Below are 15,714 nucleotides of genomic sequence, written 5' to 3'. Positions count from 1 at the left end.
GCACGACAGGATTTCCCGGAATGTCGAAACGGAAGCAACAGACGCGGCCGCCGCGCGCGCCGGCGGCAACGCACGCCCATCGCACGGTCGACTCGTTCGCCAACTTCGAAGCGCGGCTCGGCTGGGGCGCCGACAACCAGGCGTCGGCAGCGCAGTACACGCTGACGTACCAGAGCCGTAACCGCGTCTGGCTGGAAGCGGCGTATCGCGGTTCTTGGATCGTGCGCGCCGCGGTGGACGCGATCCCGGAGGACATGACCCGCAAGGGCATCGAGATGTCCGGGCTCGATCCGACCGACGTGTCGAAGATGGAGACGGCACTGACCCGCAAGGCGATCTGGGACCAGCTCTGCGACACCGGCAAGTGGGCGCAGCTGTACGGCGGCGCGATCGCAGTGATGCTGATCGATGGCCAGGACATGTCGCAGCCGCTTCGACGCGAGACCATCGGGAAAGGCCAGTTCAAGGGCCTGCTGGTGCTCGACCGCTGGATGGTTGCGCCGCCGGTCGGCGAAGTCGTGACCGAGTTCGGCCCCGATCTCGGCATGCCGAAGTTCTACGACGTGCTGCCGACCGCGATCGGCTTGCCGCAGGGGCGCATCCACCACTCGCGCGTGCTGCGAATGGACGGCGAAGCACTGCCGTTCTACCAGCGCATCAGCGAGAACGGTTGGGGCCTGTCGATTCTCGAGCCGATGTGGGACCGGCTGATCGCGTTCGACAGCGCGACGGTCGGCGCGGGTCAGCTCGTCTACAAGGCGCATCTGCGCACGCTGAGCGTCGAGAAGCTGCGCGACATCATCGCGGCCGGTGGCCCGGCGCTCAACGGCCTGCTGAAGCAGGTCGAAATGATCCGGCTCGGGCAGTCGAACGAGGGCATCACCCTCATCGACGCGACCGACAAGTTCGAGACGCACCAGTACACGTTCAGTGGTCTGTCGGACGTCATGCTGCAGTTTGCGATGCAGCTCAGCGGCGCGACGGGCATCCCGCTCGATCGCCTGTTCGGCCAGCAGCCGGCCGGCCTGAGCGACACCGGCGAAGGGTCGCGCCTGCTGTATCACGAGAAGGTGCACACGCGGCAGGAGCGCCGGCTGCGGAATCCGCTGCACAGCCTGCTCGACGTGATGTGCCGGTCGGAGATCGGGCAGCCGTTGCCCGAGGACTTCTCGTACGAGTTCAACCCGCTGCAGGAGATGTCGGCCGCCGAGAAGGCGGAGATCGGCAACAAGACGGTCGACTCGGTGACGAAGGCGGTCGACGCCGACCTAATTCCGCGCAGCCAGGGCATGCGCGAGCTGAAGGCGTCGTCGCCCGACACCGGCATGTTCGGCGACATCCCCGACGAAGCGATCGAGCAGGCCGAGCGCGACGAAGAGGGCGAAGACCCGCCGGGCATTGATCCGACGCTTCCGCTCGGCCCGGCGCCGGGCGCGGCCGCGCGCACGAACGATTCTCTGCTTCGCAGGCTTTTCCGACGTCGATGATCCTCACCCTCGATCGAAAGCGCGACCGGCGCAAGAATCCTGTCCGGCTGAGCGGTGCCGAGCGGCAGTACGGCAGCCAGTTGCGAAAGATCGCCCATCAGGTCGGCGTGCTCGTGAACGGCTTTCCAGCCGATGACGCGTCGTATGCGCCGACGATCGAGGAGCTCTTGCGGCGGTACGCCGAGGCGCTCGCGCCGTGGGCCGAGGCGACCGCGGCGCGGATGATCGCCGACCTCAATCGGCGCGACGAGCAGATGTGGATGAAGCAGGCCGCTGACATGTCGCGCGCGCTGCGCGACGAGATCCGCGGCGCGGCCACCGGCGAGACGATGCGTGCGCTCCTGTCCGAGCAGGTGTGCCTGATCAAGTCCATCCCGCTCGACGCAGCCGAGCGCGTGCACCGGTTGACGCTCGAAGGAATCGTCGACGGCGCGCGTGCCGCGCAGATATCGAAGGCGATTCAGGAGTCGGGGCAGGTCGCGAAGAGCCGGGCCGACACGATCGCGAGAACCGAGGTCAGTCGCACGGCCGCGACGCTCACGGAGGCGCGTGCGCTCGACGTCGGCAGCCCCGGCTACTTCTGGCGGACGTCGGGTGACTCGGACGTCCGCGAGGACCATCGCGAGCTGGAGGGCAAGTTTTTCACGTGGGACAAGCCGCCGATCGCGGACAAGCGGTCGGGCGCGCGCGCCCATCCTGGCTGCATCTACAACTGCCGGTGCTGGGCCGAAGTCGTGCTTCCGAAGGACTGATATGCGCATTTTCACCACTGACCACGCGTGCACGTGCGGCTCGCATGCGCCGCGCGCCCGCGCGCATACCCGCGACGGCATCACCGCATCGGGCGTGTACGCGACCGAGCAGCTCGGCAAGCGGCAGTCGATCACGCCGGAAGGGTTCCTGCTCTGCGAGGCCGTGCCGATCGCGCGGGTCGGCGCGCAGGACTACGCCTATTTCGAGCTGCCCGAGATCGAGGCGAAGGACGGCGTCATCGTCGCCGAGCACGCGGCCGACGTGCTGTTCAGCCCCGAGACGCTCGCGAGCTTCGAAGGCAAGCCGATCACGATCGACCATCCGCCGGATTTCGTGACGCCGGCGAATTACATGTCGGTCGCGCGCGGCACGGTCCGCAACGTGCGGCAAGGCGAAGGCGACCAGGCCGAGCTGATGCTCGCCGACCTGCTGATCACCGACGCCGAAGCGATCCGCCGCGTCCAGAGCAAGGGCGCGGATGCGCTCACGCAAGTCAGCAACGGCTACGACGCCGACTACGAACAGATTGCGCCTGGGCGGGCGCGACAGGTGGTGATCGTGGGCAACCACGTCGCCCTCGTGAAAAGCGCCCGCTGTGGCCCCGTGTGTTCGATCGGGGATAGCAGTTCCAACCTACTCCCGACAGGAGATGCAAGCATGGCAACCAAGAAAGGCTCCAAGTTCGTCGACGCATTGCGCAAGGCGTTCATGACGCGCGATTCCGAAGCGTTCGAGAAGGTCGCGAGCGAGATGACCGGCGACGAAGGCGGCGAGGGTGGCGACGGCCAACCCCAGATCCACATCCATATGCCCGGCACCGGCGCTGACCCGAAGGCGGCCGTCTCGCCGACCGGCGACGATGGCGCGGGCGGCGGCGAAAGCGACCCGCTGAAGCAGGTGCTCGATGCGATCCAGGCCACCAACGGCAAGATCGATGCGCTTGCCGATCGCGTGACGAAGCTCGAAGGCGGCGGCACCCAGACCGGCGACGCGGACGACGATGACGACGACCTGCTCGGTACCGGTACGACGGACGACGGCTCCGGCGAGGGCGACGACGACAAGACCGGCGCGCGTACCGGCGACAGCACCGCGCTGCGTGACCAGTTTCAGGACGCGCTCTCGCGCGCCGAGATCCTCGCGCCGGGCGTACGACTGCCGACGTTCGACGCGAAGGTCGCGCGAAAGAAGACGGTCGACGCCCTCTGCGTGCTGCGCCGCCGCGCGCTGCGCGCCGCGCTGGATAACGAGAACGCCGAACTGGTCAAGTCTGTGGTCGGCGGCGCGAACGTGGCCAGCATGACCTGCGATTCCGTCGCGGCGTTCTTCAACGCAGCGTCGGAGGTCGTGCGCAGCAAGAACTCCGGCGTCACGCAGCGCCGGACGAACGATTCCGCTCAAGCCGAGCGGAAAGACATCAACGCAATCCACGCGGAATTCTGGAAGGTCCGCAAGTAAGGAGCCGACATGCCCTCGTATCAAGCCTATCAGTACCGCATGCCGGCGGGCTTCGCCGGTGACCTCCAGCGCGCCGAAGTCGCCACGATCGAGACGCAGCTGATCGACCCGGCGGCACCGCCGACGGCGTTCGGCGTTCCCGTGAAGATGGTGAACGGCAAGATCCAGCCGATCAACAACGCCGCCGACACCGCGGTGTCCGTGTACGGCGTGAATCTCCGCGCGTACCCGATTCAGGGCAACGGCACGGATCCGCTCGGCACGTCGACGCCGCCGACGAGCGGCCCGACCGACATCCTGAAGCGCGGCTACTTCGACGCCGCGCTCGGCGGCACCGCACCGGCCACGAAGAACGGTACGGTGTACGTGCGCGTCGCGGCGGTCGCCGCCGGCAAGCCGCTCGGTGGTTTCGAAGCGGCCGCCGACGGCACGAACACCGTCGCGATGCCCTCGAACTGGTACTTCACCGGTCCGGCCGACGCTTACGGCATCGTCGAGATCGCCGTCAACATCTGATCCGGCGCTGAACAGCGCTTCACCCGAAGCCCCGCAATCGCGGGGCTTTTGCATTTCTGGAGCCATTACATGGACATGTCCGAACTGAAGCACCTGCGCCGGGCCGGGGCCTCGATCCCGATGTCGGCGGCCGTCGCGGATGCGACGCGCCGGCTGGTCCGCGCACGTACGCAGGACCAGCAGTACACCTACGATCGCGCGACGATCGACTCGACCGGCGCGTTCCTCGTCGGCCAGCTCGAACGCCTCGACCAGACGCTCAACGAGCCGCTCGTCGAGTACACCTGGTCGCGCGACATCTACATCCGCAGCGACGTGTCGGCGGCTGACGAAGTCGCGTCGTTCACGAACTCGGCGTTCGGGATGAGCGGCGGCATCAACCCGAACGGCCTAAACTGGATCTCGAACGAGGGCAACGCGATCGCTGGCCCGTCGGTCGACATCGGCAAGACGCCGCAGCCGATGCGTCTGTGGGGTGCCGAGGTCAAGTACACGGTGCCCGAGCTCGTGAAGTCCCAGGCGCTCGGCATGCCGATCGACTCTCAGAAAGTCGAAGCCATGAACATGAAGCGCAACATGGACCTCGACCAGATCGTCTACTACGGCGATCCGCCACTGAACTTCACCGGCCTGGTGAACTCGATCGGCGCCGTCGGAAGCGTTTCGAACGTTGCGAACGGTGCGGCCGGCACGCCGCAGTGGAACACGAAGACGCCGGACGAAATCCTGAAGGACGTCAATGAAATCCTGACGTCGGCGTGGCAGGCCACCGGCTGGAAGGTGAAGCCCAATCGCCTGATGCTTCCGCCGGCCACGCTCGGTGGTATCGCATCGCGCATCATCAGCAATGCCGGCAGCAAGTCGATCCTGACCTATCTGCTCGAGAACAACATCTGCACGCAGCAGGGCACGCCGCTGGAGATCCTCGAGCTGAAGTGGCTGATCGGCGCCGGCGCGGGCGGCACGCAGGGGCAGCTCGGCACCGTGGACCGGATGGTCGCGTACAACAGCGACAAGAAGTACGTCCAGTTCCCGATGACGGACCTGCAGCGTACGCCGCTCGAGTACCGCTCGCTCTACCAGATCACGACCTACTGGTCGCGGATCGGTCAGGTCGAGTGGCGCTACGGCACGACGGCTGCTTACCGGGACGGGATCTGACATGGCGAAGATCAACGTTCTGACGGCGTTCACGATCCGGTTGGCCCACGAGGGCGAGGAAGTCATCCGGCGCGTCGAGGCCGGCGTGCAGGAGGTCGAGGACTTCATCGCCGACCACTGGTACGCGAAGGCGCATACGGGCCCACTGCCGGAGAAATCCAGCGATTCGAGCGGCTCGCAAGACGGCGAGGCGGATCAGGATGCCGCGCTGGCGGCAGCGAAGGCCGATCTGCAGTCCGAGTCGGACCGCCTCGACAAGCTGCGGGTCGAGCTCGACACGTTCAGCAAAGGTCTGGACGAACGCGCGGCGGCGCTCGATGCGCGCGAAGCTGCTGTTGCGGCGAGCGAGCAGGATCTCGTCGCGCGGGTCGCCGCCTTCGAGGCGGCCCAGAAGGATGCCACGGCGGCCGCGAAGGATAGCGCAACCGACGGCGCGACCCAGAAGTCCGGCAGCGGGAAGAAGGCATAATGGCCTCCCGGCGCCGCGCCACCCAGGCGCGCGCCGGGCATCCGCATTTTGGCAAGGTGACACGTGGATATCGCCCAGTTCCGACAGTCGTTCCCCGAGTTCGACGATACGACGACGTACCCCGACTCGCTCGTCCAGTTCTGGATGACCGTCGCGGTGTCGCTCGTCAACGCTGACCGGTGGGGCGAACTGACCGATCTGGGTATCGCGCTCGTCACCGCGCACCACCTCGCGCTCGCGTTGAAGGACCAGAAGACGGCCGCAGTCGGCGGCGTGCCCGGGCAGGTGACCGGCCCGCAGTCGTCGAAGGCCGTCGACAAGGTGAGCGCGAGCTACGACACCGCTGCTGTCGCCATCAAGGACGGCGGTTTCTGGAACGCCACGATGTACGGCGTCCGCTATCTCAGCCTGGCGCAGATGATGGGCACGGGCGGCATTCAGCTGTAACGCTGACGCCGCCCATCGGGAGAATCCCATGGACGGCATGAAAATCGACCGCCTCGAAGAGGTGCTGAAGTCGATCAGCGGGCTCGTGCAGAAGGAAGTGCTCGTTGGCGTGCCCGACAGCACAGCCGGCCGCAAGGACGAGGGCGAGCCGCTCAGCAACGCCGAGATCGGCTACATCATGGAAAACGGCTCGCCGGCCAACAACATACCGGCGCGCCCGCACCTGGTGCCCGGCGTGCAGGACGCGCGGCCGAAGTTCGAGCCGCAGCTCCAGAAGGGTGTCGAAGCGGCACTCGACGGCGATCTCGAACAGGTCGAGCGCAGGCTCAAGCTGGCAGGTCTTGCCGGGCAAAACGGCGTGCGCGCGAAGATCAACAGCAACATCGCTCCCAAACTCGCTGACTCGACGCTGGCCGCGCGCCGGCGCCGCGGCGTCACGCGCGAGAACACGCTGGTAGACACCGCTCAGTATCGAAACGCGATCACGTACGTGGTCCGCAAGAAGTAGTTTCCAGTCTCCCCGATCCATGGGCCGCCGCGTGCGGCCCTTTTTCGTTGGTGCCCGCGCAATGGCCTTCCTCGACGTTACCGACGTACTGCTCGACCCGGATTTCATGGACACCGGTCTGCTCTGCAACCGCATGACGCAGACAGTCGACGATCACGGTCGCGCGCAGAACACAGCGGCGCCGACGCCGTTCTCGGCCGTCGTGACCAGCGACAAGGGCGACATCCTGCATCGCAATGCGGACGGCAGCCGAATCATCGGTTCCATCACGCTGCACACGATGTTCCGGCTGATGGACGGCAGCGCCGGCCACGACGCCGACGAAGTCGTGTGGGCGGGCCGCACCTACACGGTCGTGAATGTGAACGACTACTCGCACTTCGGCCGCGGCTTCGTTTGCGCGACGTGCGACATCAAGCCTCTCTCGGGGACCTCATGAACGACAGCTCGACTGGCGGCTACCTGGCGCCAGCCGTCGATGCGCCGCCGGCCGAGGACGACGCGCTCGATGATCTGGTCCACGACCTCATCGCGGGCGTCACGGCGCTCGCGCCGGACCTTGTGCGGCCGCGCTGGCAGCCGACCGTACCGAAGCAGCCGGAGCCGTCCGTCGACTGGTGCGCGTTCGGCGTCCAGGAGCAGGAGCCGGACGCGGGCCCCGCGATCCAGCACGACGGCACAGGCGACGGGCACGACACGTACATCCGGCACCAGGACATCGACGTCCTGTGCACGTTCTACGGCCCGCGCGCGAAGGGTTACGCGCAGCGGCTCGCCGACGGGTTGGCGATCCCGCAGAACCGTGAACAGCTCCAACAGCAGGACATGGCGTTCGTCGGCGTCGGCGTGATTCGCGCGGCACCCGATCTGGTCAACCAGCAGTGGGTGCGGCGCTACGACATGACCGTGACGATGCGCCGCAAGATCACCCGGACCTACGCGGTCCTCAACCTCAAATCGGCCACCGTTGCGACGACGACCGACTCGTCGACGCCGGTGGCCGGCGTTTCGAACATCCACTCGTAGGGGACCAGCATGTCCAAGGGATTGCCGGTATCGCGTCTGATCAACGTGACGATCAACCTCGCCGCGGTGGCGGCGCAGGGCGCGAACATGAACACCGGGCTGATTCTCGGCCCGTCGGCCATCATCGACACCAACGAGCGCGCGCGCTCGTACGGCGGCATCGATGAGGTGACGCCTGATTTCGGCACGAACACGCCGGAGTACTACGCCGCTGCGCTGTACTTCAACCAGGTGCCGCAGCCGAAGTCGCTGTTGATTGGTCGTTGGGCGAAGACGGCGACGTCCGGCTCGCTGCGCGGTGGCGTGCTGTCGGCCGCGCAGCAGGACATCGCGGTGTGGGAGGCGGTCACGACCGGCGCGTTCAGCATTACGGTCGACGGCGTGGCGAAGTCGGTCACGGGCCTCGACTTTTCGGCACAGACGAACCTGAACGGCGTCGCCACCGTGATCAACGCGAAGCTGACGGGCGCGACCATCGCCTGGACCGGTTCGCAGTTCGTCGTGACGTCGAACACGACCGGTACGAACTCGAAAGTCGGCTATGCGACGGCGCCGGGCAGCGGCACGGACATTTCGGCGATGCTCGGCCTGACGAGCAGCCTCGCCGGCGTGCCGGCGGATGGCATCGCGCCCGAGCAACCTGTCGACGCCGCCGCGCTGTTCCTCGATCGCTTCGCGAACCAGTTCCTCGGCCTCGACTTCGCGGACGCGGCGATCACCGACGACCAGCACATCGCGGTCGCGAATCTCATCGAGGCCGACCAGCGGCATATTTACGGAATCACGACGCAGAACCCGCAGGTGCTCGACTCGACGGTGACGACCGACATCGCGAGCAAGCTGAAGGCGCTGAACCTGAAGTACACGATCCTGCAGTATTCGAGCTCGACGCCGTACGCGGTGTCGTCGCTGCTCGGCCGCCTGCTGACCGTGAACTTCGACGGCAACAACACGACGATCACGCTGATGTTCAAGCAGGAGCCGAGCGTCGCCGCGGAACAGCTCACCAGCACGCAGGCGAACACGCTGCAGGCCAAGAACTGCAACGTGTTCGTGAACTACAGCAACGACACTTCGATCATCCAGTACGGCGTGACGCCGAGCGGCATCTATGTCGACTCGGTCTACAACGCGATCTGGTTCCGCAACCGCATCGAGACGGACGTCTACAACCTGCTGTACCAGAGCCCCACGAAGATCCCGCAGACCGACGGCGGCAACGCCCAGATCGCTGCGACGATCTCCGCGGCCTGCGAGGCGGGGGTGAACAACGGGTATCTCGCGCCGGGCGTATGGAACTCGGCCGGCTTCGGCGCGCTGAACCAGGGTGACACGCTCGCGAAGGGCTACTACGTGTATCAGCCGGCGATCGCGACGCAGTCGCAGGCCGATCGCGAGGCGCGCAAGTCCGTCACGTTCCAGGTCGCAGCGAAGGAAGCAGGCGCGATCCACAGCGTGGACATCCTCGTCAACGTCAACCGCTAACAGAGGCATATCAACATGGCGACTTACAGCTTTCAGGACGTCGCGGCGACGATCGTAGGCCCGGGCGGTGCGTTCTCGCTCGGCTACGGAGAAGCGACCGCGGAAGAAGGCATCACGATCGTGCGCGCGGGCGACAAGAACACGATGACGGTCGGCTCGGACGGTGAGGGCATGCACAGTCTGCATGCCGACAAGTCCGGGCAGGTCACGCTGCGCTACCTGAAGACCGCGCCGATCAACGCAAAGTTGATGGCGCTCTACGACGCGCAGTCGCTCGACAGCCGCCTGTGGGGCAAGAACCTGATCGAGGTTCGGCAGACGGCCGCCGGCGACGTGATGACCGCGCGCAGCTGCGCTTTCAAGAAGGCGCCGGACCTGAAGTACGCGAAGGACGGCGACACCGTCGAATGGGTCTTCGACGCGATCAAGATCGACAACATCCTCGGGACGTACTGAGCATGACGACGGAACTCAAACTGAACGGCGTGCGGTACGCGATCGGCAAGCTGAACGCGATGCAGCAGTTCCACGTGTCGCGTCGCATCGCGCCGATCATCCCTCCGATGATCCCGGTGCTGATGAAGTTCTACGCCGAGCTCGAGCAGGCCGACGTCGCGCGCGAGCAGGCGCGCGCGAACGCCGCGCTCGCGGCGCTGGCCGCAGGTGTCGAAGGTGCGGAGGGCGAGGCGGGCTCGGAAGCGCCGGCCGCCGCTGTGCCTGCTGCCGCCGGCGAGCGATCGCGCGACCTGCTGTCGATGGTCGATGCGATCGCACCGGTGCTGCAACCGTTCGCCGACGCGCTGGCTGGCCTGAAGGACGAGGACGCTGAATACGTTTTCGGCACATGCCTGTCCGTTGTCGAGCGCTGGCAGGGCGGCAGCTGGGCAAAGGTCTGGAACCTCGCTCACAAAACGTCGATGTTCGACGACATCGGCATCGACGTGATGCTGCCGTTGGTCGTGCGCGTCGTGGTGGCGAACCTCGGCCCTTTTATCAGCGGGCTGCTTACCAGCCAAGCGAGCAGCCCGGCGGCGACGTAGGCTGGATCCGCACGCTGCCCGGCGGCGAGGACTGGCTGCTCGCGCCTGTATCGCGCGGCTGGTGCAAGTACGAGTCGCTGCTGGACGGCACGCTTGGGCTCGACGACGTCGCGCTGATGAACGACGCGATCGCAGTCCAGGCAGATAACGAAGCGGCGTACCGCCGCAAGATGGAAAGAGAAAATGGCTGATTCGGTCGTCATCCGCGAGTTCCTGGTTGCGCTCGGCTTCAAGGTCGACGAGAAGGGCCTGAAGAACTTCAAGGAAGGCGTCGAAGGCACGACGAAGGGCGTCAAGCAGCTGATCGCCACTGTGTCCGGCGCCGCGCTCACGGTGAGCGCCGGCGTCGCCGCATTCGCGTCGAAGCTCGAGCGGCTGTATTTCGTGTCGCAGCGCACCGGCGCGTCGGCTACCAGCCTGCGCGGCTTCGAATTCGCGGCGCGGAACATGGGCGTCTCCGCCGAAGCGGCCACCGGCACGATCGAGAACCTCGCGCGCTTCCTGCGCAACAACCCGGCGGGCGAAGGGTATCTCGCGACGCTCGGCGTGCAGACGCGCAACGCGAACGGCGAGCTGCGCGACACGGTCGACATCATGTCCGACCTCGGGAAGTCGCTGGCGAGCAAGCCGACGTGGCTGGCGAGCCAGTACGGCAACATTCTCGGCATCGACGAGAACCTGATGCTCGCGATGCGCAACGGGGACTTCGAGAAGCTCCTGGCGCAGTACCGCGAGATGTCGAAGACGACCGGCCTGGACAAGGCGGCTGACGACTCGCACCGCTTCATGACGCAGTTGCGCGGGCTTGGCACGTCGTTCGAGAACCTCGGCATTCGCGTCGAGGGTGCGATGCTGCAGAAGGTCGGGCCCAGTCTCGATCGGTTTCAACGTTGGATGGACGCGCACGGCGACGAGATCGCCAACCGGATCACCGACATCGCGAACGCGGTCGTGAAGGCGGCCGCAGCGATGGGGCCGCCGCTGGCCTGGCTTGCCGACAAGTTCGTCGAGCTCGATCGTGACACCGACGGCTGGTCGACGAAGATCCTGCTGCTCGGGGTGGCGCTGAAGGCGCTGGGCGTATTCAAGATCGCTGGCGGCATTCTGAAGATGGCCGGCGCACTGCGCGCCGCGGGCGCAGCCACGAGTACGGCTACTGCCGCCGGCGGCGGCCTGCTGACGGTGCTCGGAAGTCTCGTGACAGCGGCGGCCGCAGTCGGTGCCGCATTCGCGGGCTGGAAGATTGGCGATGCGTTGCGCGACTCCGTCGACGGTTGGATTTCGAAGGCGTCCGGCGGCCGGTTCCGCTCGATCTGGGATGTGCTGACCGGGAAGGATCGGCGCGGGCTCGACGCGACCGGCGGCTACACGCAGACCGAGATCGACAGCATGAAGGACGGCGGCGGCGCGAAGCTGACGCCGCCGCGCGGCGCTGCTCCTGTGCCGACGCCGACGCGTGCGTCTGCACCTGGACCGGCACCGGGACCTGCGCCCGTCGCGCCGGCCGACCTTGCCGGCGCGATGTCGCGCCTTGCTGATACGGCGTTCGGCAGGCTGATCGCGCGCGGCGAGGGCGACTACAACAGCGTCAACCGCGGCGCGCGCGGCGGCTATCGCTCCGGCACCGAGAACCTCGAGGGCATGACGCTCGCGCAGGTCATGGCGGCGCAGCACGCCGGGCAGTTCAACGCTGCCGGCCGCTACCAGATCATCGGCAGCACGCTGGCGGAGGCGGCGCGCGGGTTGAAGCTGAACGGCAACGAGATGTTCGATAGGAAGTTGCAGGACCGGATCTTCGAGCAGTACCTCGTGCGCAACAAGCGCCGCGCGATCGCCGACTACGTCGAAGGGCGCAGCGACGATCTACGCGGCGCGCTGCGCGCGGCGTCGCGCGAGTGGGCCAGCGTCGCGGATCCGGACACGGGCCGCAGCTACTACGCCGGCAAGGGCAACAACCGCGCGAGCATCACGGCGGCCGAGATGGAATCCGCGTTGCGCAACACGCGCGCGACCTACCAGCCGGCCGGCGCGCTGGCCGCGCAGTCGGCGGCGCGCGGCGGCCCCGCGAAGGTCGAGCTGCACCAGTCCACGCAGATCCACGTGACCGGCGCGGGTGATCCTTCGGCGGCCGGTCGCGCGGTCGAGCGCGAGCAGCGCGCGGTGAACGGCGACATGGTGCGCAATCTACAGGGGGTGATCGCGTGATCCTCGACATGATCATGATCTCGCCGAAGAAGATCGGCAGCATCACGGTTCAGGTCGCGATCGAAGAGGTCTACAACGACGAGCTGACGATCACCGAGCATCCGGTCGAGCAAGGCGCACAGATCACCGATCACGCGTTCAAGCGTCAGCCGGATCTCGTGATGCGCTGCGGGTGGAGCAACGCCGACTACGAAGCGCTGCTCGGCGCGGCGGAGGCGACGTTCGACGGCGGCGGTCTGCCGTCGGCGCAGTACGTCAACGCGATCTACTCGCAGTTGCTGGCGCTGCAGCAGGCACGCACGCCTTTCGACGTCACGACGAGCCGCCGCACCTACCAGAACATGCTTCTGCAGGGGTTGCGGCTCACGGTTGATGCGAAGACGTCGAGCGCGCTGATCCTGACGGCGACCCTCAAGCAGATCCGCATCGTGTCGACGGAGGTGACGAAGCTGCCGCCGCGCGAGAACCAGGCCGACCCGGCGTCGACGGCCGAGACCGGCAACGGCGGCGCGAAGGCCGCCGTGCCTGCGACGCCGGCGCCGGGCGGCACGGTGCCACCGGGGAATATGTGATGCCGAGCTATTTCGAGATTCCGTTTTCGCCGCGCCCGGAGCGCTTCACCGTGACACTGAGCGGGACCGACTATCGCCTGACCGTCCAATACCGCAAGGCCGTCGGCGCGGGCTGGGTGCTCGACATCGCGGACGCCTCGGATAGCCCGCTGGTGTCCGGCATCCCGCTGGTGACGGGCATCGACCTGCTCGGCCAGTACAAGCACCTGGGTTTTCAAGGGCGGTTGTGGGTGCAGGGCGCCGCTGATCCTGACGACGTTCCGACGTACGAGGATCTGGGCATCGGATCGCATGTTTTCTGGGTGACTGACCAATGAGCGTTGAGCAGTTCGGCCGGAAGGTATCGCTGATCATCGGGTTCGACAGCGGCGAGGCACTCGACCTGTCCGAGCTGCGGATCGTGTTCCGCGTGCAGCGGGGCGACCTGCAGACGCCGAACTCGGCGCGGATCCGCGTCTACAACGTGTCTGTGACGACGGCGCGACGCGCGCAGAAGGAGTTCACCCGCGTCGTGCTGCAGGCCGGATACGAGGGCAATTACGGGATCATCTTCGACGGCCAGATCAAGCAGGTGCGACGCGGCCGCGAGAGCCAGACCGACACGTTCCTCGACATCACCGCGGCGGACGGCGACTCCGCGTACAACTTCGCCGTGGTGAACACAACGCTGGCGGCCGGCTCAACGCCGGCCGACCACGTCGCGGCAGCATGCACGGCCATGGGCCCGTATGGCGTACAGCAAGGCTATCTGCCCGAACTACCGTCGAACCCGCTGCCTCGAGGCAAGGTTATGTTCGGCATGGCACGGGATTTCATGCGATGGACCGCGCGAACCACGCAGACGGTCTGGAGCATCCAGGACGGGAAGGTCGTGTTGGTGCCGGAGACGGCGTATATGCCAGGCGAGATCCCGGTGATCACTTCAGCAACCGGCATGGTCGGGCTGCCGCAGCAGACCGCGAACGGCATCGAGGTGAAGATGTTGCTGAACCCCAGCGTGAAGATCGGTCGGCTGATCTGTTTGGACAACGCGAGCATCCAGCAGTACGAGTACAGCTTGAACGTCGGCCAGCAGGCCGAGAACGAGCGGATCGAGATGCAGGCGAAGCTGCAGGACGACGGTTTCTACTACGTGATGCTCGCGGAGGTGAGCGGCGATACGCGCGGTGAAGAGTGGTACACGAGTGTGACCTGCCTGGCGGCCGACGTGACGGTGCTGCCTGATTCTTTCAGGGACAAGGCTGCGGTGCCGTCAGCCGACGTGATCAAGCGGTTCGGCTAACGCAGTTCCTTCTGATACTGCGAGATGCTTTTGCCGAATTCGTCCGGAGTGATCGCGCGTTTCACGAACCTTCCTGAGCCGTCGTTGAGAATTTTCACCTCTGCGTAGTTGATCAGTGAATCTTGGTGACTGTTTCCGAACTTCGTGACGATTAGAACGGAATCATTGACCGGGCTGAGCACTTTTCCCCAGCACGCAGCGACGAGGGCTCGACCATATAACGATTCGGCCGCCCGCATGTTGGGCGCATCGATGATAGGTAGGCGACACGGCATGTTTCTGTAGAGGATCGAGCTCATTGCCGAGCGAGGGATCGTGTCTTCGACGGTTTTCGCGAATACGTAGGCCGACTGTCCAATGGTTGAGCGATCAAATGACCTCGCGCGGATAGCTGCGTCTTCCTGCTCCTGAGCGATTTTCCATTTCGGCACCTCGTTCTGTTCGGCCGCGAACGCTCGATTCTTCGCGATCAAATCCTCAACGTCAGCGGCTTGAACGTAGCAGGCAGTTATTGCCAGCACGGCTGCAACAAACAGTTTCATATCGAAGTCCATGGATAGACGTGAAAGGGTAGGCGACCCGGAGGTCGCCCTGCGTGAAGCGTTCGACGGCGTGCGCGCGGGCATCTGGACGGCGATGCCCGGCATTATCCAGTCGTTCGAAAGCGCGGCCGACCGACCGCCGACGTGCAGCGTCCAGCCGGCCATCAAGGCGCTGGTGCGCGGCATCGACGGCACTATCCAGAGCGTTGCGCTGCCGCTGCTAGTCGACTGCCCGGTCCAGTTCCCTGCTGGCGGAAATTGTACGTTGACGTTTCCGGTCAAGAAGGGCGACGAGTGCCTCGTCGTCTTCGCCTCGCGCTGCATTGATGCATGGTGGCAGTCGGGCGGCGTGCAGGAGCAGGCCGAGCTGCGCATGCACGACCTGTCGGACGGGTTCGCGCTGCTCGGCTTTCGATCACGGCCGCGCGCGCTCGTCGGCGTCAGCGACACCTCGACGCAGCTGCGCAGCGATGACGGCGCGACGTACATCGACCTGAACCCGGCCCTGCAGAAGGTGAAGATTGTGGCGCCGGGCGGCTTCGACGTGGTCGCTCCGCTGTCTACGTTCTCCGCGGCCGTGACGATCACGGGCCTGCTGACGTTCGTCGGTGGCATGGTCGGCAGCGCGGCCAGCGGCGCCGCAGCTGTATTCAACGGCATCTTGAACGTCCTAGGCCAGATCACGGCGAACGGCAAGCGCGTCGACGATACGCACACGCACCCCGATGCGCAGGGCGGCAACACCGGCCCGGTCAACTGAGAT

20 protein-coding genes are annotated in these 15,714 nt (G+C 66.1%); 19 read left to right on the top strand and 1 reads right to left on the bottom strand.

Features of this window, described 5'->3' with window-relative positions; translation table 11 throughout:
• Positions 1 to 20 precede the first annotated feature (20 nt).
• The 18 genes from LGN10_RS19310 to LGN10_RS19230 all read left to right on the top strand — a co-directional run bounded on the left by LGN10_RS19310 (position 21) and on the right by LGN10_RS19230 (position 14,409).
• Positions 21 to 1,487, top strand: coding sequence for a DUF1073 domain-containing protein (locus LGN10_RS19310; protein ID WP_226224655.1), 1,467 nt, complete (start codon positions 21 to 23; stop codon positions 1,485 to 1,487).
• Positions 1,484 to 2,239 carry a phage minor head protein gene (locus LGN10_RS19305; RefSeq protein WP_226224654.1) on the top strand — a complete coding sequence of 252 codons (756 nt, stop codon included), beginning with the start codon at positions 1,484 to 1,486 and terminating at the stop codon, positions 2,237 to 2,239. The genes LGN10_RS19310 and LGN10_RS19305 overlap by 4 nt, the downstream gene beginning before the upstream one ends.
• 1 nt (position 2,240) lies before the next feature.
• Positions 2,241 to 3,698, top strand: a complete 1,458-nt coding sequence (locus LGN10_RS19300) for a DUF2213 domain-containing protein (protein ID WP_226224748.1) — start codon at positions 2,241 to 2,243, stop codon at positions 3,696 to 3,698.
• Between the two features lie 9 nt (positions 3,699 to 3,707).
• Positions 3,708 to 4,214, top strand: a complete 507-nt coding sequence (locus tag LGN10_RS19295) for a hypothetical protein (protein ID WP_060966037.1) — start codon at positions 3,708 to 3,710, stop codon at positions 4,212 to 4,214.
• A gap of 69 nt (positions 4,215 to 4,283) precedes the next feature.
• On the top strand, positions 4,284 to 5,375 hold the full coding sequence (locus LGN10_RS19290; protein WP_226224653.1) for a DUF2184 domain-containing protein: 1,092 nt from the start codon (positions 4,284 to 4,286) through the stop codon (positions 5,373 to 5,375).
• Position 5,376: 1 nt separating this feature from the next.
• Entirely contained in the window at positions 5,377 to 5,844 is a 468-nt protein-coding gene (locus LGN10_RS19285) for an STY1053 family phage-associated protein (RefSeq protein ID WP_226224652.1), read from the top strand.
• 63 nt (positions 5,845 to 5,907) lie between these two features.
• Positions 5,908 to 6,291: a DUF4054 domain-containing protein gene (locus tag LGN10_RS19280; RefSeq protein ID WP_226224651.1), complete on the top strand. Its 384-nt coding sequence runs from the start codon at positions 5,908 to 5,910 to the stop codon at positions 6,289 to 6,291.
• A 28-nt stretch (positions 6,292 to 6,319) separates the two neighbouring features.
• Entirely contained in the window at positions 6,320 to 6,799 is a 480-nt protein-coding gene (locus tag LGN10_RS19275; RefSeq protein ID WP_226224650.1) for a hypothetical protein, read from the top strand.
• 61 nt (positions 6,800 to 6,860) lie between these two features.
• Positions 6,861 to 7,238, top strand: coding sequence for a hypothetical protein (locus LGN10_RS19270; RefSeq protein WP_319001244.1), 378 nt, complete (start codon positions 6,861 to 6,863; stop codon positions 7,236 to 7,238).
• The gene (locus LGN10_RS19265; RefSeq protein WP_226224645.1) at positions 7,235 to 7,825 is read left to right on the top strand and encodes an LIC_12616 family protein; all 591 of its coding nucleotides are present in this window, start codon (positions 7,235 to 7,237) and stop codon (positions 7,823 to 7,825) included. The genes LGN10_RS19270 and LGN10_RS19265 overlap by 4 nt, the downstream gene beginning before the upstream one ends.
• Before the next feature lie 9 nt (positions 7,826 to 7,834).
• Positions 7,835 to 9,310: a DUF3383 domain-containing protein gene (locus LGN10_RS19260; RefSeq protein ID WP_226224642.1), complete on the top strand. Its 1,476-nt coding sequence runs from the start codon at positions 7,835 to 7,837 to the stop codon at positions 9,308 to 9,310.
• A gap of 15 nt (positions 9,311 to 9,325) precedes the next feature.
• Positions 9,326 to 9,766 carry a phage structural protein gene (locus LGN10_RS19255; protein ID WP_089436541.1) on the top strand — a complete coding sequence of 147 codons (441 nt, stop codon included), beginning with the start codon at positions 9,326 to 9,328 and terminating at the stop codon, positions 9,764 to 9,766.
• Between the two features lie 2 nt (positions 9,767 to 9,768).
• Complete coding sequence (locus LGN10_RS19250; protein WP_264163203.1) at positions 9,769 to 10,350, top strand: phage tail assembly chaperone; 582 nt, start codon at positions 9,769 to 9,771, stop codon at positions 10,348 to 10,350.
• Positions 10,351 to 10,355: 5 nt separating this feature from the next.
• Positions 10,356 to 10,541 carry a DUF6889 family protein gene (locus tag LGN10_RS33815; protein WP_081059093.1) on the top strand — a complete coding sequence of 62 codons (186 nt, stop codon included), beginning with the start codon at positions 10,356 to 10,358 and terminating at the stop codon, positions 10,539 to 10,541.
• Entirely contained in the window at positions 10,534 to 12,555 is a 2,022-nt protein-coding gene (locus tag LGN10_RS19245) for a mannosyl-glycoprotein endo-beta-N-acetylglucosamidase (RefSeq protein ID WP_226224638.1), read from the top strand. Before LGN10_RS33815 ends, LGN10_RS19245 begins: the two co-directional genes overlap by 8 nt.
• On the top strand, positions 12,552 to 13,127 hold the full coding sequence (locus tag LGN10_RS19240; RefSeq protein WP_226224637.1) for a phage baseplate protein: 576 nt from the start codon (positions 12,552 to 12,554) through the stop codon (positions 13,125 to 13,127). Before LGN10_RS19245 ends, LGN10_RS19240 begins: the two co-directional genes overlap by 4 nt.
• Positions 13,127 to 13,444, top strand: coding sequence for a phage baseplate plug protein (locus LGN10_RS19235; RefSeq protein WP_226224636.1), 318 nt, complete (start codon positions 13,127 to 13,129; stop codon positions 13,442 to 13,444). Before LGN10_RS19240 ends, LGN10_RS19235 begins: the two co-directional genes overlap by 1 nt.
• On the top strand, positions 13,441 to 14,409 hold the full coding sequence (locus tag LGN10_RS19230) for a phage protein (RefSeq protein ID WP_226224635.1): 969 nt from the start codon (positions 13,441 to 13,443) through the stop codon (positions 14,407 to 14,409). The genes LGN10_RS19235 and LGN10_RS19230 overlap by 4 nt, the downstream gene beginning before the upstream one ends.
• Here LGN10_RS19230 and LGN10_RS19225 read toward each other — a convergent pair.
• Complete coding sequence (locus LGN10_RS19225) at positions 14,406 to 14,951, bottom strand: hypothetical protein (RefSeq protein ID WP_226224634.1); 546 nt, start codon at positions 14,949 to 14,951, stop codon at positions 14,406 to 14,408. The two genes, LGN10_RS19230 and LGN10_RS19225, sit on opposite strands and share 4 nt — an antisense overlap.
• Before the next feature lie 10 nt (positions 14,952 to 14,961).
• Here LGN10_RS19225 and LGN10_RS19220 point away from each other — a divergent pair, with 10 nt between their 5' ends.
• Complete coding sequence (locus LGN10_RS19220) at positions 14,962 to 15,711, top strand: Gp138 family membrane-puncturing spike protein (RefSeq protein ID WP_226224633.1); 750 nt, start codon at positions 14,962 to 14,964, stop codon at positions 15,709 to 15,711.
• Positions 15,712 to 15,714 lie beyond the last annotated feature (3 nt).

The organism is Burkholderia sp. AU32262, from assembly GCF_020419985.1.
GTDB classification, from domain to species: Bacteria; Pseudomonadota; Gammaproteobacteria; order Burkholderiales; family Burkholderiaceae; genus Burkholderia; species Burkholderia semiarida.
The sequence above is the reverse complement of the archived record's forward strand: the minus strand, read 5'-3'. Positions and strand labels throughout refer to the sequence as shown.